10 protein-coding genes are annotated in these 15,762 nt (G+C 72.1%); 5 read left to right on the forward strand and 5 right to left on the reverse strand.

Features of this window, described 5'->3' with window-relative positions:
* Window position 1: 1 nt before the first annotated feature.
* Together odhB and NAEX_RS31775 are read right to left on the reverse strand one after the other, a co-directional pair.
* Window positions 2-1,330, reverse strand: coding sequence for a 2-oxoglutarate dehydrogenase complex dihydrolipoyllysine-residue succinyltransferase (odhB, locus tag NAEX_RS31770; protein WP_096331239.1), 1,329 nt, complete (start codon window positions 1,328-1,330; stop codon window positions 2-4).
* Entirely contained in the window at window positions 1,323-4,112 is a 2,790-nt protein-coding gene (locus tag NAEX_RS31775; RefSeq protein ID WP_096331240.1) for a 2-oxoglutarate dehydrogenase E1 component, read from the reverse strand. Before NAEX_RS31775 ends, odhB begins: the two co-directional genes overlap by 8 nt.
* Before the next feature lie 309 nt (window positions 4,113-4,421).
* On the opposite strand from NAEX_RS31775, the gene NAEX_RS31780 reads away from it, so the two are divergent.
* The 3 genes from NAEX_RS31780 to NAEX_RS31790 all read left to right on the forward strand — a co-directional run bounded on the left by NAEX_RS31780 (window position 4,422) and on the right by NAEX_RS31790 (window position 7,683).
* On the forward strand, window positions 4,422-5,498 hold the full coding sequence (locus tag NAEX_RS31780; protein ID WP_096331241.1) for a hypothetical protein: 1,077 nt from the start codon (window positions 4,422-4,424) through the stop codon (window positions 5,496-5,498).
* A 19-nt stretch (window positions 5,499-5,517) separates the two neighbouring features.
* On the forward strand, window positions 5,518-6,603 hold the full coding sequence (locus tag NAEX_RS31785) for a hypothetical protein (RefSeq protein ID WP_096331242.1): 1,086 nt from the start codon (window positions 5,518-5,520) through the stop codon (window positions 6,601-6,603).
* A gap of 117 nt (window positions 6,604-6,720) precedes the next feature.
* A complete protein-coding gene (locus tag NAEX_RS31790; protein ID WP_143140511.1) occupies window positions 6,721-7,683 on the forward strand; it encodes a hypothetical protein in 963 nt (320 codons plus the stop codon).
* Between the two features lie 256 nt (window positions 7,684-7,939).
* On the opposite strand, the gene NAEX_RS31795 is transcribed toward NAEX_RS31790, so the two are convergent.
* The 3 genes from NAEX_RS31795 to amrA all read right to left on the reverse strand — a co-directional run bounded on the left by NAEX_RS31795 (window position 7,940) and on the right by amrA (window position 11,119).
* Window positions 7,940-8,773 (reverse strand): CDP-alcohol phosphatidyltransferase family protein, encoded by an 834-nt coding sequence (locus NAEX_RS31795; RefSeq protein ID WP_096331244.1) that lies wholly within the window; start codon window positions 8,771-8,773, stop codon window positions 7,940-7,942.
* Window positions 8,774-8,781: 8 nt separating this feature from the next.
* Window positions 8,782-9,426, reverse strand: coding sequence for an adenylate kinase (locus NAEX_RS31800; protein ID WP_096331245.1), 645 nt, complete (start codon window positions 9,424-9,426; stop codon window positions 8,782-8,784).
* Between the two features lie 1,012 nt (window positions 9,427-10,438).
* The gene (gene amrA / locus NAEX_RS31805; protein WP_096333788.1) at window positions 10,439-11,119 is read right to left on the reverse strand and encodes an AmmeMemoRadiSam system protein A; all 681 of its coding nucleotides are present in this window, start codon (window positions 11,117-11,119) and stop codon (window positions 10,439-10,441) included.
* 1,090 nt (window positions 11,120-12,209) lie between these two features.
* Between amrA and NAEX_RS50985 the strand changes: the two genes are divergently transcribed.
* Window positions 12,210-12,569: a DUF962 domain-containing protein gene (locus tag NAEX_RS50985; RefSeq protein WP_170136151.1), complete on the forward strand. Its 360-nt coding sequence runs from the start codon at window positions 12,210-12,212 to the stop codon at window positions 12,567-12,569.
* Between the two features lie 31 nt (window positions 12,570-12,600).
* Entirely contained in the window at window positions 12,601-15,021 is a 2,421-nt protein-coding gene (locus NAEX_RS31815) for a S46 family peptidase (RefSeq protein ID WP_170136152.1), read from the forward strand.
* Window positions 15,022-15,762: the final 741 nt, after the last annotated feature.

Consider the following 15,762-nt stretch of genomic DNA (forward strand, 5'->3'; position numbering starts at 1 on the left):
GTCAGACGTCGAGGAGCAGGCGCTCGGGCGCCTCGATGCGCTCCTTGATGTGGACCAGGAACTGCACCGCCTCGCGGCCGTCGACCAGGCGGTGGTCGTAGGACAGCGCGAGGTACATGACCGGGCGGATCTCGACCTGGCCGTTCACCGCGACCGGGCGCTCGACGACGTTGTGGAGGCCGAGGATGCCGGTCTGCGGCGGGTTCAGGATCGGGGTCGACAGCATCGAGCCGTAGATGCCGCCGTTGGAGATCGTGAAGGTGCCGCCGCTGAGCTCGTCGAGCGTCAGCTTGTTCTCGCGGGCGCGCACGGCCAGGCGGGCGATCTCCTTCTCGATGTCGGCGAAGCCGAGCTGGTCGGCGCCGCGGACGACCGGGACGACCAGGCCCTTGCCGCCGCCGACGGCCACGCCGATGTCGTAGTAGCGCTTGTAGACGATGTCGTCGCCGCGGATCTCGGCGTTGACCGCCGGGAACGCCTGCAGGGCCGACACCGCCGCTTTGACGAAGAACGACATGAAGCCGAGCTTCACCCCGTGCTTGTCGACGAACCCCTGCTTGTAGGCGTTGCGCAGGCGGTAGACGGCCGACATGTCGACCTCGTTGAAGGTGGTCAGGATCGCCGCGGTCTGCTGGGCCTGGACCAGCCGCTCGGCGACGCGCCGGCGCAGCGGGGTCATGGCGACGATCTCCTCGCGGCCGCCGGCCTGCGGGCGCGGGGTCGGGGGCGGCGCGGCCGGCTTGCTCTCGGCGGCGGGCGCCGGCTTCTTCGCCTCGGCCGGCTGGGCCGGCACGGGCTGGGCCGGCGCGGGCTGGGCCGGCGCCGACTGGGCCTGGGCCGCCGCGGCGCGCTGGACGTCCTCCTTCAGCACGCGGCCGCCGCGGCCGGTGCCCTCGACGCTGCCGAGGTCGACGCCGGTGCGGCCGGCCTCGGCGCGGGCGGCCGGCATCGGCTCGCCGCCGGCTTTGGCCTGCGGCTGGGCCTGAACTTGCGGCTGGGCCGGCGCGGCGGCTGCCTGTTGCGACCTGTCCGATGGAGCCTGTCCCGAAGCACCTGGCGCGGGGGACGTGCCCGAAGGGGCAGGTGCGGCGCCGGCCTCGCCGATGAGGCCGATGGTGTCGCCGACGTTGACCTTGGCGCCCTGCTCGGCGGAGATCTCGGCGATCACGCCGGCGGCGGGCGAGGGGACCTCGACGGTGATCTTGTCGGTCTCGAGCTCGACGAGCGGCTGGTCGACGGCCACGCGGTCGCCGGCCTTGACGCGCCAGGACGAGACGACGGCCTCGGTGATGGACTCGCCGAGCGGCGGGACTTTGATCGGGCTAGGCATTGGCGGCACTCCGGGCGGCTTCGGGCAGGTTGGCGAAGGCTTCTTCGAGGATGAGCTTGCGTTCGTAGGCGTGGCTGTCGGGCGAGCCGGTCGCCGGGCTGGCGCTGGCGGCTCGACCGATGTACTTGAGCGGGCGCTGCTGGTTGCGGGCGGCGAGGGCGTCGCCGAGGCAGCCGCGGATGAAGCTCCAGGCGCCGGAGTTGCGCGGCTCCTCCTGCACCCAGAACAGCTCGCGGGCGGCCGGGTAGCGGTTCAGCACCGCCAGCAGCGGCGCCTCCGGGAACGGGTAGAGCTGCTCGACGCGGACGATGGCGACGCGGCCCTCCTTCCGCTGCTCGCGCTCCTCGGCGAGGTCGTAGAAGATCTTGCCGGTGCACAGCATGATCCGCTCGACCTGCGCCGGGTCGGCGCGGTCGTCGTCGAGGACGCGGGCGAACCCGCCGTCGGTGAACGCCTCGATCGGCGAGAACGACGGCCGCGAGCGCAACAGGCTCTTCGGCGTCATCAGCACCAGCGGCTTGCGCCACGGCCGCAGCACCTGCCGCCGCAGCGCGTGGAACACCTGCGCCGGGGTGGTGAGGTTGCAGACCTGGATGTTGTCCTCGGCGCACAGCTGGAGGAACCGCTCGAGCCGCGCGCTCGAGTGCTCGGGGCCCTGGCCCTCGTAGCCGTGGGGCAGCATCAGCGTCAAACCGCTGAGGCGGTTCCACTTGTCCTCGCTGGCGACGATGAAGTTGTCGATGATGATCTGGGCGCCGTTGGCGAAGTCGCCGAACTGGGCCTCCCACACGATCAGCGACTCCGGCGAGCAGATGCTGTAGCCGAACTCGAACCCGAGCACGCCGTACTCCGACAGCGGGCTGTTGAAGATCTCGAACCGCGCCTGGCCCTCGCCGAGCTCGTACAGCGGCGACCACGAGCGGCCGCTCTTGGTGTCGGTGTAGACGGCGTGGCGGTGGCTGAAGGTGCCGCGCTGGACGTCCTGGCCGGAGAAGCGGACCGGGTGGCCGGCCTTGAGCAGGCTGGCGTAGGCCAGCAGCTCGGCGGCCTGCCACGTCAGCGGGGCTGCCCCGGAGTACATGTCCTTCAGTTCAGCCGCGAACCGCTGGACCTTGTTGTGGAGGTTGAAGTCCGCCGGCCAGCGGACGATCCGCTCGGCCAGCGCGTCGAGCTGGGCCCGCGGCAGGCGGGTCGGCACCTCGGGGGTGTCGCGGTCGGGGCCGCCGCGGAACTGGCTCCACACGCCGTGCATCGGCCGCAGGCGCGGCTTGTGGGCGTTCTCGCCGCGGGCCACCGCGAGCGCGCGGTCGAAGGTCGCCAGCCAGGCGGCGTCGATCGCCTCGGCCTCGGCGGCGGTGAGGGTGCCGCGCGCGAGCAGCTCGCGCTGGTAGATCGTGCGCACCGAGGGGTGCGACTTGATCAGGTCGTACATCACCGGCTGGGTGAAGGTCGGGTCGTCGGCCTCGTTGTGGCCGAAGCGGCGGAAGCACACCAGGTCGACGATGACGTCGGTCTTGAAGCGCTGGCGGAACCCGGCGGCCAGCTTGGCGACCCACACCACGGCCTCGACGTCGTCGCCGTTGACGTGGAAGATCGGCGCGTCGAGCATGTGGGCGATGCTGGTCGCGTAGGGCGTCGAGCGGGCGTCCTTCGGGTCGGTGGTGAAGCCGACCTGGTTGTTGATGACGACGCGCACGCTGCCGCCGGTGCGATAGCCGGCCAGGCGCGACAGGTTGAGCGTCTCCTGGACCACGCCCTGGCCGATGAAGGCGGCGTCGCCGTGGAGCGTGAGGCCCATGACCCGGCTGCCGTCGGCGTCGCCGATCTGGTCCTGCTTGCCGCGCACGCGGCCGGCGATGACCGGGGTGATCGCCTCGAGGTGGCTCGGGTTGAAGGCCAGCGCGAGGTACATGTCGTGGCCGCGCGAGGTCTTGTACTCGCGGAAGTGGCCGAGGTGGTACTTGACGTCGCCGGCGCCGAGCAGCTCCTCGGGGTGGTTCGACTTCTCGAACTCGAGGAACACGTCCTCGAACGGCTTGCCCATGATGCTCATCAGCACGTTGAGCCGCCCGCGGTGGGCCATGCCGATGCACACCTCGCCGACGCCGAGCTCGGCCGACTCCTCGATGACGGTGTCGACCAGCGAGATCATCGCCTCGGCGCCCGAGACCGAGAACCGCTTGGCGCCGAGGAATTTGGTGTGGAGGAACTTGTCGACGTCCTCGACGCCGGCGAGCTGGTTGAGCAGCCGCTGCTGCTCGGCCGGCGACGGCACGACCTTGTTCTCGCACGCCTCCATGCGCGCCTGCAGCCAGGTGCGCTGCTCGAGGTTGTGCATGTGCCAGTACTCGACGCCGATGCTGCGGCAGTAGGTGTTCTGCAGCTTGGTGAAGATCTGGCGCAGGGTCGCGCGCCGGCCCGGCATCAGCAGCCCGGGGTCGAACTCGCGGTCCATGTGCTCCTCGCCGAGGCCGAAGTAAGCCGGGTCGAGGCCGGTCGCCGGGGCCTCGCGCGGGCGGCCCAGCGGGTCGATCTGCGCCGCCGTGTGGCCGTGCAGCCGGTAGTGCTCGATCAGCTTGTCGACGCGGCTCTGCAGGAGCAGCTGCTCGGCCTCGCGGCTGTCGACCCGCAGCGCCGCGGGGGCCTTGCCCCCGCTGGCGCCCAGCTCGCGCAAGATCGGCACCCACTGCGGATCGACCGAGTTCGGGTCGTTCTCGTAGGCCTCGTACAGGGCCTCGAGGAAGGCGAGGTTGTGCCCGCTGAGCGTGGATTCGATATCCATAGGCGCGGCCGCAGCATACTCGTTTGCGCGTTCGTGACAACGCAGGGGGGCCCCGCGGCCGCGATCGTTTTGCTGCGGAGATCGCGCGGCGGACAGGCGACCTCGCGCCGCAGCGGCGGCGGCTCGCCCGCGCGGGCGTCACGCGGGTTTCGGCGGCACGCGGGGCGAGGTCTCGCCGGCGCGTCGCGGCCGGCCGCCGAGGGCCTCGCGTCGGTCCCGCGGCGCGCGCGAGGGCGCGGACCCGAGGCGAGGCTCGCGGCGCGACTTGCCGCCCCCTTCACGGCCGATTTGTGTCACCCTTCGCCCACGATGAGTTCGAAGGCAAACCTCGACGTCCTGAGCCGCCAGGTCGCGTACTCCGGTGAAGGGATCTCCGTCAAGTCGCTCGAGACGGACATCCAAAAAGAACGCACGATCCAGGACAACAAGGTCGAGGAGCTCAAGGTCCTGCGCGAACGCAACGTGTCGATCCAGACCGCGATGGCCGAGGAGCTGAAGAAGCTGCGCAAGTTCAGCGACTACCTCAACGGCACCGCCACCAAGGGCGGGTTCTGGGCCGGCTTCAAGGAGGTCCTGAGCTACATCCCCGGGCTCGGGTCGATGAGCATGAGCCAGCGGTCGATCGAGGAGCTGCTGAAGGCGCAGTACCAGATCTCGGCCCGCCGCGTGAAGGAGGCCGCCGAGTACGTCGACACGCTCAAGCAGAGCGAGCAGGACCTCTACAAAGAGATCGACCGCATCAACGTGCGCATCGTCGAGATGGCCAAGAACGAGCGCGAGGCGCTCAATTACGTGCTCGAGCTGAAGACGCTGCAGGAGCAGCTCGAGGCCGAGGAGCAGGCCGTCGAGGCCGGCAGCGTCGAGCAGCGCGACATCCAGGCCAACATCGACAAGGTCCGCGCCAAGCTCGCCGAGCACTCGACCAACGTACAGCTGTACGGCTCGGCCGAGGAGCGCTACGCCCGCCTCAAGGAAAACACCCGCAAGCTGGCCGAGACGATCCGCAACCTGGCCCAGGACATCCAGCAGTACACCACGGCGTCGTCGATCAAGCTCGACATGGCCTCGGCCCAGATCCAGGCGATCGGCCGCGCCGCCGACGCCTCGACCGTCATGCTCGAGATGAAGCGCAGCCTCGACGTCATGACCGAGTCGATGAACGTCACCACCCAATTCGTCAGCGACACCCAGATCTTCTTCCGCAGCAACCTCGACACGCTGATTAAGGAGCTCGACACCTTCGACGAGAACACCACGTCGGTGCTCGAGGAGAACCTCCGCAAGTCGAAGGAGATCGAGGAGGCGCGGATCCAGGCGGCGATCGACAAGGCGGTCAAGCGGGCCGCCGCCCCGGCCTCGCCGTCGTCGGCCCCGGCCGCCTCGTGACGCCTTCGGCGAGGGGGCGATGACGGTCGTCGCGCTGCACACCCAGGCGCTCGTCCTGCCCGAGGCGGCGACCTACCTCGACCTGCTCGGCCGCTCGCTGCACGCGGCCCGCCTGTCGAGCGCGTTCCCCGAGCGCCGCCCGCTGCAGCAGTCGCTCGAGACGCTGGCCGAGTCGCTGCGCCTCGGGCTCCACGGCGAGCTCTACGTCGACTCGCGCGCCGGCCTGCCCAACCTCGCCAGCTTCACCCGGCCGCTGACCGACAAGAGCGTGGCCCGCGAGTCGCTGGCCCGCATGGGCGACCGCGCCGCGCTCGAGGCCCGCGCCGGCGAGGCGGAGCTGTTCGCCCGCCTGGCCGCCAAGCACGCCTACTACGAGAAGCTGCAGGACCGCGAGCTGGCGCCGGTCGACCACCAGCGGGTGCTGCTGCGCCGCCACGACCCGGCCAGCGGCACCGCGGCGTTCCGCATCGAGCTGACGAAGCTCGACGCCAGCGGGGTGTACGTGCGCCTGCAGATCGAGCTGACGCAGGTGTCGTCGCTGTGGCGGCGCAAGGTGATCGACCTCGACAAGGACGGCGAGACGGCGGCCGCCAGCGAGGCGTTCCGGGCGATGGTGTACCGCTGCGCCGACCTCGACGCCGAGGCGCTGTTCATACGCCTGCACGGGGCCGAGGGCGTGAGCGTCGAGCGGGTCCAGCGCGGCGTGATCGGGCCGGTGCTGTTCGCGGTGCCGACCGGCAGCGGGGTCCAGGTGGTCCGCACCGCCGAGGCCCCCGACGACGCGCTCGGTCGCGAGTGGCACGCGTGGTCGGTCGGCCCCGGGGCGGCCGAGCACGAGCGGCCGGAGCTGCTGGCGGCGTTCGCCACCGACTCGGCCGCGATCGACATCCGCGAGGAACGCAGCAACGACCCGATTTCGCCGCTCCTGCGCGACCGGCTGCGAGATCAGGAGCAGGCGCGTTATCGCGCGCTGCGCGAGCGCTACCCGTTCAAGGTGTTCAAGGACCGCAAGTTCGTGGCCACACCCGGGCTCAAGACGGTGGCCCACGCGCTCTGCGCGTCGGCCGGCACCAAGAACATGATCTATGCGCTCCAGATCGGCTGAAGACGCCGAGGTCCGATCGGACCCGGGTATCCTGGCAGGATCGGGTTTGCGTCCGGGCGCGCTTTGGCCAATCATCGCCGAGACGAGCGCCGCATGCGCCGGCTGAAGGAGAAGATCATGCGTAAATACGTTCGATTCACCGCGATCGGCGCCGCCCTGGCGCTCGGGGCCTGTAACGACAGCGAGGGCAAGGGCAGCGGCACCAACGCGACCAACCCGAGCACCAACCCGACCAACGACGCCACCGAGGGCGACACCTCGACCGGCAGCGGCGGCGACCCGACGTCCAACGGGACGACGACCGCGTCCCCGGCCACCAGCGATCCGCCGAACCCGACCACCGGCGTCGTCACCGACAGCGCCGGCACCGAGAGCACCGGCTCCTTCATCACCCCGCCCGACGGCGGCGGCGGCGTGAAGGAGTGCGACGTGTGGACGCAAGACTGCCCGGCCGGCCAGAAGTGCATGCCGTGGGCGGACAACGGCAGCAGCTCGTGGAACGCCACCAAGTGCTCGCCGGTCGACGCCAACCCGGGCAAGGAAGGCGACCCGTGCACGGTCGAGGGCAGCGCGGTCAGCGGCGTCGACACCTGCGACGTCGGCCTGCTCTGCTGGTACTTCGACGAGAACAACAACGGCTCCTGCATCGACATGTGCAAGGGCACGCCCGACGCGCCGACCTGCGACATGGGCAAGACTTGCGACGTGTCGAACGACGGCGTGCTGATCCTCTGCCTCGAGACCTGCGACCCGCTGGTCCAGAGCTGCCCGGCCGGCCAGATCTGCTTCTGGGACTTCGTCGACCAGTTCATCTGCGACTTCGACGCCAGCGGCGACATGGGCGCCTACGGCGACCCGTGCGCGTACGTCAACGTGTGCGACTACGGCCTGTACTGCGCCCCGCCCGAGGCCGTCCCCGGCTGCGACAACGCCGACGGCTGCTGCAGCTCGTACTGCAACATCCAGGAGCCCAACACCTGCCCCGGCGCCTCCGAGGGCCAGGAGTGCGTGCCCTGGTACACCGAGGGCATGGCCCCTCCGGGACAGGAGAACATCGGCGCCTGCGCCATCCCGGCGTGACGCCCGGCGGGCGCGCCCGAGGGCGCGCGGATGGTTCGAGGGACATGTCTGCATGGACATGTCCCTTCGGCTTTATGCGGAGCCGCTTCGGCTGTCCGGAAGGACAGGCGCGGCTTGCCGGAGAGACCGACGCGGCGCGCTGTCGCGGCCGGGGGCCGCGCTCGGCAGGGGCTGTCCGAGAGGACAGGCGTGCCCTGCTGCCCGAAGGGACAGGGCGCGGCGAGCCGCCAGGAGGACTGCTCGCCGCGGGCGCGGCTCACTCGTCGCCGACGGGGAACAGCGGCGGCTTGGGCTGGCCGCGGTACTCCGGGCCGATCTGGCCCCACACCAGCCAGATCGCCAGCCAGGTCGACGGCAGCAGGACCATGAACTCGGGGTAGACGCGCATGACGAGGAACGCCATCGCCACCAGCGACAGCGCGGCGACGACGAGGTTGGCCCAGCGGGCGCGCAGCGCCCCGAACTTCTTGTTGCGCAGGTTCGAGACCATCAGCAGCGCGCCGACGATCATCGCCCACGGGAACGCGCCCCACACCTCGGGCCCGAGCTGCAGGTCGCCGAACAGCCGGCCCTCGGCGAACCGGTCGGGCGCGGCGAGCGGGTTGTCGGGCCCGCCGTACTTGAGGCAGACGAGGAACCAGTTGACCAAAAGGCCGGCGGCGAGGGTGGTCGGCACGCCGTGGAAGATGGTCTTGTCGGTGATCTCGGCGTCGCTGAGGACGTTGAAGCGGGCCAGCCGCACGGCCGCGGCGGCCAGCCACAGGCCGGCCGCCAGCAGCGCCCAGGCGAGGCCCGAACCTGACCCGAAGGGCAGGCCGGGCGTCGAGCTCAGCGCGGTCAACACCAGAAACGGCGGGACCACGCCGAAGTTGAAGAAGTCGGCGAACGAGTCCATCTGCACGCCGAAGCTGCTGGTGGCCTGCAGCCGGCGGGCGACGAAGCCGTCGGCCCGGTCGAGGAAGGTCGAGAACAGCAGCAGCCAGGCGGCGGCGACGTAGTCGCCGCGGTGCGCCAGCAGCATCGCCCCGAGGCCGCAGGCCATGGCGCCCACGGTGATGAAGTTCGGCGCGAGGTACGGGACCTTCGACATGATTCGCCTCAGCCGGCGGAGCGCGGCGCGCCGAGCACCGCCAGCAGCCGGGCGGTGACCTCGTCGGGCGAGCCGACGCCGTCGACCCGCTTCAGCAGGCCCTTGGCCTCGTAGAACGGCACGATCGGCGAGGTCTCGCGGTGGTACTTGTCGAGCCGCGCGGTCACGGCGGTCTCGAAGTCGTCGTTGCGGTGGACCAGACGACCGGCGACCTCGGCCGGCGGCGGGTTGAACTTGAGGTGATAGATGGCGCCGGTCTCGGGGTCGCTGCGCCGGCCGGTGACGCGCTCGACGATCAGCGAGTCCGGCACCTCGAACAGGACGACGGCGTCGAGCGCGACCCCGGCGGCGGCGAGCGCGACGTCCAGCGCCTCGGCCTGCGCCCGCGTGCGCGGGAAGCCGTCGAGCAGGAAGCCGCGGGCGCAGTCGGGCCGCTGGATCCGCTCGATCACCATGCCGATGACCACGTCGTCCGGGACGAGGTCGCCGCGCTTCATCGCCGCGTCGGCCTTCTTGCCCAGCTCGGTGCCGTTGCGGACCGCCTCGCGCAGCATGTCCCCGGAGGAGATGTGGGGGATCCCGTGGGTCGAGACGATGTACTGGGCCTGGGTGCCTTTGCCGGCGCCGGGCGGGCCGATGAGGATCGTACGCATAGAGGAGAAGCTCTCAGGTGGTGCGGGCCCCGCCGCGCACATGCGCGAAAAGGCCCGTTGGCGCGGCAACTGTGACACGGGCCCGCGGGGACCCGCAAGGTTTCCGACCGCGCGCCCGCCGACCCCGGCGCGGCGCAAACCGCCCCGGAGGTCCGACCCGGGCGATCACGCGGGTGCGCAGCGCCGCAGCCGGGGCCAGGATCACGGAGAAAGAAGATCGCCGCGCGGCTCGCGATCGCGGCGCGTGCTCCCGCCCGGCGCCGTGAAGCCGGCCGCACAGGTGGCTCGGCAGCGGGGCGGTGAGGGGCGGAGGAGGTCGGCGGCCGGTCGAGCCGCGCGGGGCGTCCGGGAGAGGAAGCAGCGCCGCGGTTCAGGCACGCCCGCCGTGCGCAGAGCCGGTGGGAAAGAAGGAGCGTGCTGCTCGTGCCGCACCGGTGCGAGAGGCCGCGAGGTGGCAGGCCGAGTCTGCGCGGGCGGCTCGCGAAGAGAGCCGCATCGCGTCGTGTATCAAGGAGAAGGTTGCGAGGTGGCAGGTCGAAGTCCTGCGCGGAGTCAGGCCCGAAATTGCGAGCGACTCGTCGGGAGGGCGAGCCGCGTCGGTTTGTGAAGTAAAGAGGTTCGAGGTGGCAGGCGATGGGCCGCGTGCGGGCCCGAATTGCGAGCGGCTCGTCGGGCGGACCAGCCGCGTCGGTTCGTGAAGTAAAGAGGTTCGAGGTGGCAGGCGATGGGCCGCGTGCGGGCCCGAATTGCGAGCGGCTCGTCGGGCGGACCAGCCGCGTCGGTTCGTGAAGCAAGGAGAGGTTCGAGGCGGCAGGTCGACGGGCTGCGTGCGGACCCGAAAGTGCGGGCGGCCCGTCCGAAGACGAGCCGCGTCGGTCCGTAAAGAAGGAGAGGTCGCGGGCGACAGGTCGAGGCTCTGCGCGCGGAGGCGGGCCCGAAATTGCGAGCGGCCCGCCGGAGGGCGAGCCGCGTCGGTCAGCCACACAAAGAGAGGATCGAGCAGGCGTGCGGCTCAGTGGACGTACTGCACGAGCAGCGAGTGACCGCCCGCGTGGCTGGCCGCGGCGCCGGGGTGAGCCGGCGCGACCACGGGCTCGCCGAAGGTCTCGGTGAGGAACACGCGGGCGCGGATCCGGGGGCCGTCGTGGATCGGCGACAGCCCGGCCTTGCGCATCAACGCGGCCAGGAAGTCGTGCGGGCGCGGCAGCTGCCGCCACACCACCGGCAAGAACACGGCCTGGCGCGAGCCGATGCCGAGGATCACGCCGTCGCGGCCGGGCATGATGGCCTCGGCGATCGCGTCGAAGCCGACGCACTCGAGTTGGTGCGGCTCGCCGAGGATCGAGATCTCCCCGTTCATGCGGTGCCAGCGGGACGGCCGGGCCGGCGAGGTCCGCGGATCGTGGAGCCCCGCCTGCACCGCGTAGCGCACCACGGCCTGCTCGAGGTTGGGCCACGGCTCGAGCGAGCCGATGCAGCCGACCAACTCGCGCACGTCGTGCCACGAGACGAACACCCGCGCCGGCGCCTCGAGTCGAGGCTCCTCGTCAGGGCGCTCGGCCACGCCGACCGCAAGATCCGTCGCGTCCGGATCTTTCGCGGCCATGGCGTCGCGCAACGCCCGACGGGCGAGGTGAAGCAGCCAGCGACGCGCCGCTTCGGAGAGCGGCTCGGGGAAGGGGGCCTTTGCCATGTCCAACGCCGGCGAACTATGGATCCTTCGGGCCGCGACGTCGACGGAAAAATGCGGGCGGCGCCGTCGCGAATCGGACCCACACGTCGAGCTCGCCGACCGCGATGGCCGCCGGGCAATTGTCCGTGCGCGGGGTCCCGTCGGCGAGGCGGCGGCGTCCTCGTCGTCGCGGTCGCGAGGGCCACGCCGGCGAGGGCGGCGAGGGCGGCGAGGGCGTCGAGCGCCGCAGCCGAATGCCGACCACGCCGCGTGGCTCCGACGCCGGCAGCATCGCCAGACGCCCGCGTGGCACCGACGCGGGATCGGGGCGCGGCCGATCGGCGGGCGAGGGGGCCGAGATCTCCGAGCTGTCCGAAAGGACAGCCAGGAAGCCACCGCGGGCTCGCAGGAGCCACCGCCCTCACCTCGCCCCGCGCGGGCGGGACCTCGGGCGGTGACCTCCCGGGGAAGTTCGCCGCCGAGGTGCCGGTCGCCTCGCGCTCGCGCCGGCGGGCGGCCACCTGGCGGGCATCACCGCCGAGGTGGCGGTCGCGTCGCGCGGTCGAGACCTCCGGCGGCCGCCTGACGGAGTCACCGAGGTGCCGGTCACCTCGCGCCCGCGTGGCCCGCGGCCACCTGGCGGGAATCACCGCGGTGCGGCTCGCCTGCCCTCCGGCGGGCCAGCTGGCGGGAATCACCACCGAGGTGCGGCTCGCCTCGCGAGGCCAGACCTCGGGCCGCCTGGCGGGAATCAGCGCGGCTCGCCTCGCGGGGCCAGACTTCGGGCCACCTGGCGGGAATCACCGCCGAGGTGCGGCTCGCCTCGCGTGGCCAGACCTCGGGCCACCTGGCGGGAGTCAGCGCCGAGGCGCGGCTCGCCTTGCGCGGCGGGGACCTCCGGCAGCGACCACCCGCCAAATTCACCGCCGAAGGCCGGTCGGGGTGCGCTGCAGCGAGGATCGGCGCCGTCGCTCGACCTCGTCGCGCCCGCGGTGCTGGCACTTCCGGCGCCGGGCTCGCGAGTCGGGCGCACCGGCGGCCAGCGACGGCACGCGCGCCGGCGCGCAGGCGGGTGTGCCGACGGCGCCGGGGATGCGATACAACAGGACCCGTGAGCACCCTGGATCGGATCGCCAGCATCGACGAGTTCTGGACCCGCGAGTTCGCGTACTACCTGCACGAGCACCGCCACCCGCTCAACCGGCTGACCCACATGTTCGGGGTCCCGATCCTGGTGGTGACCGGCGTCGGCGCCGTCGCCACGCTGAGCTGGAAGATGTTCGTGATCGGCTGGACGATCGGCTGGGCGTTCCAGATCGCGGGGCACCGCATCGAGGGCAACAAGCCGGCGCTGCTCAAGCGGCCGATCTCGTGGCTCATGGGGCCCGTGATGGTGATGGTCGAGTTCCTCGAGCTGGCCGGCCTGCACTTCGGCTTCGCCCGTCGCGCCCGCAACATCGTCGGGCTTTGAGCGCCGATCTCGCGCTGGTATGGTGGCCGGGATGCACACCCGGCCGCACCTCGTCCTCTCGCGCTCCGCCCGCTGCCTCGGGCTCGCCGCCGCCGTCTCGCTGGTGGCCTCGCCGGCCCGCGCCGACGAGGGGCAGTGGATGCCCGGTCAGATCGTCGAGCTCGACCGCGCCAAGCTGAGCGCGATGGGCCTCGAGCTGCCGCTGGAGCAGCTTTGGAGCGACAACACCGGGCTGATGCGCGCCGCCGTCAACCTCTCGGGCTGCTCGGCGGCGTTCGTGTCGGCCGAGGGCCTGATCGCCACCAATCATCACTGCGCGCACGGGGCGATCCAGGCCGTCAGCAGCGTCGAGCACGACTACCTCAAGGACGGCTTCCTCGCCCGCACGCGCGCCGAGGAGCTGCCGGGCAAGGGCCTGTCGGTGCGGGTGCTCGAGCGCATCGACGACGTCACGGCGGAGGTGCTGGCGGGCGCGGCGGAGCTGACCGACGACCGGGCGCGGGCGCAGGCGATCGACCGCGCGCGCAAGCAGATCGTCGACGCCTGCGAGAAGCCCGGCGGCGGCCTGCGCTGCGAGGTGGCGGCGTTCTACAACATGAGCCTGTTCCAGCGCTTCACCTACCGCGAGCTCCGCGACGTGCGGCTGGTGTACGCGCCGCCCTCGGCGATCGGCGAGTTCGGCGGCGAGATCGACAACTGGATGTGGCCGCGGCACACCGGCGACTTCACGCTGCTGCGCGCCTACGTCGGGCCCGGCGGCGAGCCGGCCGAGCGCGCCGACGCCAACGTGCCGTACAAGCCCGACGTGTGGCTGCCGGTGGCGCACTCAGGGGTCAAGGCCGGCGACTTCGTGGCGGTGCTGGGCTACCCCGGCAACACCGAGCGCTACCTGCCGCTGTCGGAGGTCGAGCGCTACGCGTCGCAGATCTTCCCGGCCCGCATCGACCTCCTCGGCGAGTGGGTGGCGATCTTCGAGGAGCTCGGCGCGACCGACCCGGCGCGCGCGATCAAGGTGGCGTCCGCGAAGAAGGGCCTCGCCAACCGGCTGAAGAACGCCCGCGGCATGCTCGCCGGGTTCGCGGCGATCGGCCTGCTCGAGCGCCGCCGCGCCGAGGAGGCCGAGCTCGAGAAGTGGGCCGCGGACTCGGGCGACCGCTCGCACCGCGAGGCGCTGCCGGCCCTGCGCAAGCTCAGCGAGGAGCGCAAGGACAGCTTCGCCCACGACTACCTGCTCGAGCAGGTGCCGAACGGACCGAACCTGCTCGGGCTGGCGATCGACCTGGTCCGCCGCGCGCGCGAGCGGCAAAAGCCCGACCTCGAGCGCTCGTCGGGCTACATGGACCGCAACGAGAAGAAGCTGTGGGACCGCCAGGAGCGGCGCCTCCGCGACTTCGACCCGGAGGTCGACGCGCACCTGCTGGCGTCGGTGATCGCCCGCGCGCAGGCGCTGCCGGCCGCGTGGAAGCTGGATGCCTTCAAGGACATGTCCCCGGAGCCAGTCGCGGCGAGGCCCGGGGCGGATGGCGCGAAGGACATGGCCGCAAAGTCAGGCTCGGGGCGCGAGCGCTACCTGAAGCAGGCGCGGCAGCTGATCGCCCGCACCAAGCTGCTGGGCGAGGGCAAGGCGAAGGCGCTGTTCGACGCCGCCGACCCGGCCGCGCTGGCGGCCAGCGGCGACCCGTTCGTCGCGCTGGCGCTGGCGCTGGCGCCGGCGATCGAGGCGGCCGAGGCGCGGGCCGAGACGCGGGCGGGGGCGCTGTCGCGGCTCGGGCCGGCGTACTTCTCGATGCTCCGCAAGGTCCGCTCCGGGCCGGTCTACCCCGACGCCAACGGCACCCTGCGCCTGTCGTACGCGTCGATCCAGGGCTACAAGCCGCGCGAGGGGCTGGTGGCGACGCCGCAGACGACGCTGACCGGGCAGATGGCGAAGGTCACCGGCGAGGACCCGTTCACGATGCCGGAGCGGGTGCTGGCGGCTGTCCCGAAGGCCAGGGAGAGCTACTGGGCCGACCCGATCCTCGGCGACGTGCCGATCGCGTTCCTGTCGACCGGCGACACCACCGGCGGCAACTCCGGCAGCCCGGTGATCAACGGCCGCGGCGAGTTCGTCGGCCTCAACTTCGACCGCGTGTGGGAGAACATCGCTGGCGACTTCGGCTACAGCGAACGCTCGCGCAACATCGTCGTCGACGTGCGCTACCTGCTGTGGCTGCTCGACAAGGTCGAGGACGCCGACGCGCTGCTGCAGGAGCTCGGGGTCGGCGGCCTGCGCGTCGCCGGGGCGCGCGCGCAGGTCGGCGAGGGCGCCCCGGGCCCGGCCGCCGCCGGCCCCGCGCCCGCGCACGAGACGTGCCCGCAAGAGCGCCGCGGCTGCGGCTGCGCCAGCGGCCCGGAGTCGGCGCCGTGGTGGCTGGTCGGCGGGCTGCTGTGGCTCCGCCGGCGCCGGCGATGAGCTGGCCTGAGGGACAGATCCAAGGTCCCGCCGGGGGGCGAGCGGCGCGCGAGGCCGCGGTGCCGGCAGGGGCATGGAGCTGTCCCCGCCGGTGCGAGCGGCTGGCGAGGCCGCGGTGGCGAGCATAGGCAGCGAGCTGCCCTGGCGGACAGGTGAGGGACGCCACTCGGCGGTGCGCGGCTCACGGCGCGACGCCGGGCGGGGCGCTCACGAGCTGTCCTGGCGGACAGGTTGAGAGGGGCCGCTCGGCGTGCGCGCGGGGCCCCACGAGCTGTCCTGGCGGTCCGGTTGAGGGGCGCCACCCGGGGTGCGCGCGGCTCACGACGCGACGCCGGGGGGGGTGCCCACGAGCTGTCCTGGCGGACAGGTTGAGGGACGCCGCTCGGCAATGCGCGCGGCTCACGGCGCGACGCCGGGCAGGGCGCCCGCGAGCTGTCCTTGTGGACAGGTTGAGAGGCGCCACTCGGCGGTGCCCGGGAGGCGCCCACGAGCTGTCCTGGCGGTCCGGTCGGATCGCGAGCCGACGGCCACGCATGGCGGTTCGGACATGGTTTATAAGTCATGTGGTGATCCGCCCCCGGGCGGGCGCGGGGTGGCCGGCCAGCCGCGGTTCCGTCGCATCGGCCGGGGACGCGAGCGCACGCCGCGGCCTGCTCGCGCCGGCCCGGGGCCGTGATACGAGGTCGGGTGGAGGTCGTATGCGCGCCGTCTCGCTCGGTTCCGTGGTGCTCCTGTCGCTCG

Origin of the sequence: Nannocystis exedens (genome assembly GCF_002343915.1) — a bacterium.
Classification (GTDB): Bacteria; Myxococcota_A; Polyangia; order Nannocystales; family Nannocystaceae; genus Nannocystis; species Nannocystis exedens.